The organism is Pseudarthrobacter naphthalenicus, from assembly GCF_029076445.1.
Taxonomy (GTDB): Bacteria; Actinomycetota; Actinomycetes; order Actinomycetales; family Micrococcaceae; genus Arthrobacter; species Arthrobacter naphthalenicus.
Genome location: NZ_JARESG010000062.1, coordinates 1 through 2,619, shown reverse-complemented (window position 1 = coordinate 2,619; position 2,619 = coordinate 1). Strand labels below are relative to the sequence as shown.

General features: G+C 62.2%; 6 protein-coding genes. All 6 read right to left on the bottom strand.

Annotated elements, in window-relative coordinates; translation table 11 throughout:
- Window positions 1–341 precede the first annotated feature (341 nt).
- Window positions 342–680, bottom strand: coding sequence for an ATP-binding protein (locus tag PY310_RS21325; RefSeq protein WP_275216629.1), 339 nt, complete (start codon window positions 678–680; stop codon window positions 342–344).
- Window positions 659–952, bottom strand: a complete 294-nt coding sequence (locus PY310_RS21320; protein ID WP_275216628.1) for an ATP-binding protein — start codon at window positions 950–952, stop codon at window positions 659–661. Before PY310_RS21320 ends, PY310_RS21325 begins: the two co-directional genes overlap by 22 nt.
- Before the next feature lie 75 nt (window positions 953–1,027).
- Window positions 1,028–1,660, bottom strand: coding sequence for an alpha/beta hydrolase fold domain-containing protein (locus PY310_RS21315; RefSeq protein WP_275216630.1), 633 nt, complete (start codon window positions 1,658–1,660; stop codon window positions 1,028–1,030).
- Window positions 1,575–1,760, bottom strand: a complete 186-nt coding sequence (locus PY310_RS21760; protein ID WP_419095536.1) for an alpha/beta hydrolase fold domain-containing protein — start codon at window positions 1,758–1,760, stop codon at window positions 1,575–1,577. Before PY310_RS21760 ends, PY310_RS21315 begins: the two co-directional genes overlap by 86 nt.
- A 273-nt stretch (window positions 1,761–2,033) precedes the next feature.
- Window positions 2,034–2,402, bottom strand: coding sequence for a YybH family protein (locus PY310_RS21310; protein ID WP_275216627.1), 369 nt, complete (start codon window positions 2,400–2,402; stop codon window positions 2,034–2,036).
- A partial coding sequence (locus PY310_RS21305) for a hypothetical protein (protein WP_275216626.1) occupies window positions 2,399–2,619 on the bottom strand: 221 nt, incomplete at its 5' end. The genes PY310_RS21305 and PY310_RS21310, both read right to left, overlap by 4 nt.

The window sequence follows — 2,619 nt, the reverse complement described above, 5'->3', positions numbered from 1 at the left end:
TAAAGAGACGCCTGTACTGCTCAGGTGCGATCCAGCGTTCCCCCTAGGAGGGGCACCTGTGATGTGCATCTCACTATATATTCTACATACTATAGCTACAGATCCGCCCCATAGCTAGATGCGTTTTTGCCACAGTTCGCATGCCCGGCGTTTTACAAGGGAGATGGACTGCTCGGGTAGTGATGGTAGCGGGCGCGTAGCTGGTGTTTTCGGCGCCAGCTTGAGCGTATGATGATTTGGGTTGCGCTGTACGGCCTGGGTGTGTTTCGTCAACTTTAAGTAGGCCATCAGCGCTAAGAATTAGGCCACCTCGGCTCGTTTCTGTCCGTTTCGGCTGTGGGCTATTTCATGAGGGCATTATTGACTCTGTAGGACTCGCCGCGGAACTGCAGAAGCCGCCCGTGGTGGACGAGCCGGTCGATGACGGCCGCGGCCATGTTGTCGTCCCCGAACACCGTTTCCCAGCGGGAGAATTCCAAGTTCCTCGTAATGATGATGCTGCGCTTTTCATACCCGTCCGCGATGACGTGGAACAGCAACCGCGCACCCTCGGTATCGATCGGCAGGTAGCCTAGTTCGTCGATTGCGATCAGCTGGTTCTTGGCCAGGGAGGCCAGCTCCTTGTCCAACCGGTCCTCCTCCTTGGCCCGGCGCAGCATCATGACCAGGGCGGTGGCCATGTGGGTTTTGTCGGTCCCACATCCCCGTAGGGGACCAGGTCCTGGGCCCGGTTGATGAACTCGAGGGACTCGAGGGGCTCGCGGCCGTAGTCCTCGGGGAACCTGACACTGCTGTAATCGAATCCCGTGAGTGTTTTCATGGCCGGCAGCCTCGCGGGCTTCAGCAACCGTTGGCGCCGTGATTCCTTCCGGGATTCGTGCTCGGCGGCGCGGACCCCGTGGAGGTATTCGCGTTGTTTTGGGGTGCCCTTCTCAGCCCATTCGCTCAGCACGCTGCCGGTCAGGGAGGCATGCTTGCCCGGGCTTGGTCACCAGCAACGGGACCAGGGAGGCCGGTTCGAAGATCGTCACGGTCTGCTTGCCGAAGGACCGCGGGAAGGTCCGTACGGGCTCAGAATGCTCGTCCAGGATCTCGATGATGTCGTGGCGCACGCCCCACGGTGAGGTTCTCCCCGTGGAAGGCGGGCCCCGGCGGCATAGGTGTTCGCGTCAATGAGGAGATTCCCGACCTTCTCCGCCCTGCGGGATTCGTAACGCACCGGGTCGAAACCGACCCCCGGCAGCTCCCAGGATGCGGCCACGTCCTGGGTGAACAGCTCGCCCAGGGCCAGGCCCTTGCGGTAATGCGTGGTCGTGGCCAGTGCGTCGCAGCAGGCCAGCAGAACCTCGTTGAGCCCGACCAAAGTGGCGGCCTCGGGTTCGGGGACCATGAGGTTACGGCGCAGGAACCCGACCGCGTTCTCCACGTTCCCCTTCTCGTGGCCCGAGTACGGGTTGCAGTAGCGGGATTCGGAGCGGTAGTGGAGCTCGATCGGCGGGCCGTGGCGGTCGCGGGGCAGCAGCCCCACTGCTGCTGCAAGGTTTCCGCCGGCACTGTCACCGGCGACCACCAGCCTATCGCCATCCGTCCCAGCATCTCGGCGTTTTCGCTGGCCACCACAGGGCTGCGTAGGTGCCGTTGAGTGCTGCCGGGAACCGATGCTCCGGTGTCCGGCGGTAGTCGACGGCGACGACTACCGCGGGCGAGGCGTTGCACAGCGAGCGGGCCGACCGATCGTGGGAGTCCAGGTCGCCGAGCACCCAGCCGCCCCATGCATCATCAGGACCAGTGGGTATGGACCTTCATCGCCGCCTTGCGCGGGCTTGTAAATCCGAACCCGCACCGCCGCTGAGCCCCTCGGGACGTCGCGGTCCTGTACGGACCCCACCGTCTCGGGTTCGACCGAGAGCTCGTCGCTCATGGTTAGCAGCTCGGGTCTCCTCGACCGTGACCTGGTCGAGGAGACCCGAGCTGTGTTGATAAAGTTCAAGCAGCAGCCGCGCCCTCGGTCAAAGACATCTCGTTCTCCCGGGTCAGCTAGCCCACCAGGGGCTGTCGATCACCATGAGCCATTCGCCGTCGGCCTGGCGACGGAATAGCTCGGTGCTCTTCCCGGACATGGTGATCGGCTCACCGTCCGGATCGGAGCCGGTTGCCTTCCAGTTGAGCGTGGTTATGGCCAGCTGCTCGTCGGCGGAGCGAAGCTCGCGCTCGTCGGCGAAGGACATCTGGTAGGTGAGGAACCCTGCCAGCGCCTCACGGATCTGGTCCGCTCCGGTTGACGTGCCGCCGGCGGGGGCGAGAGTGAGGATGGCGTCCGGCTCGTAGCAGGCGATGAGGGCATCCGCATCTTTGCGGTTAATGGCGTCGAAAAAGAACAACAAGCGCTCTAACGGGCTCACGATGTAACCTCCATGTTATCTTCGATGGTCCCGGGAAACCGGGGATGACATTCAACTTGCATGGCAAATCCTGCAATGCCGAAACGTACTGGTTGGAAGGACATGATCGATGGACCAGATTTACCTTCTTTTCTCAGTTTCCTCCCTCCTAGTGGTTGTAATCTTCGGCACTTGGTGAAATAAACCGCACCAGGCAGGAAGTAGCGGACGGTCCCTA

What these genes read in the sequence shown, in the direction of transcription:
- PY310_RS21325 (WP_275216629.1), bottom strand. Translation starts at nt 680, where the DNA reads ATGGCCACCGCCCTGGTCATGATGCTGCGCCGGGCCAAGGAGGAGGAC.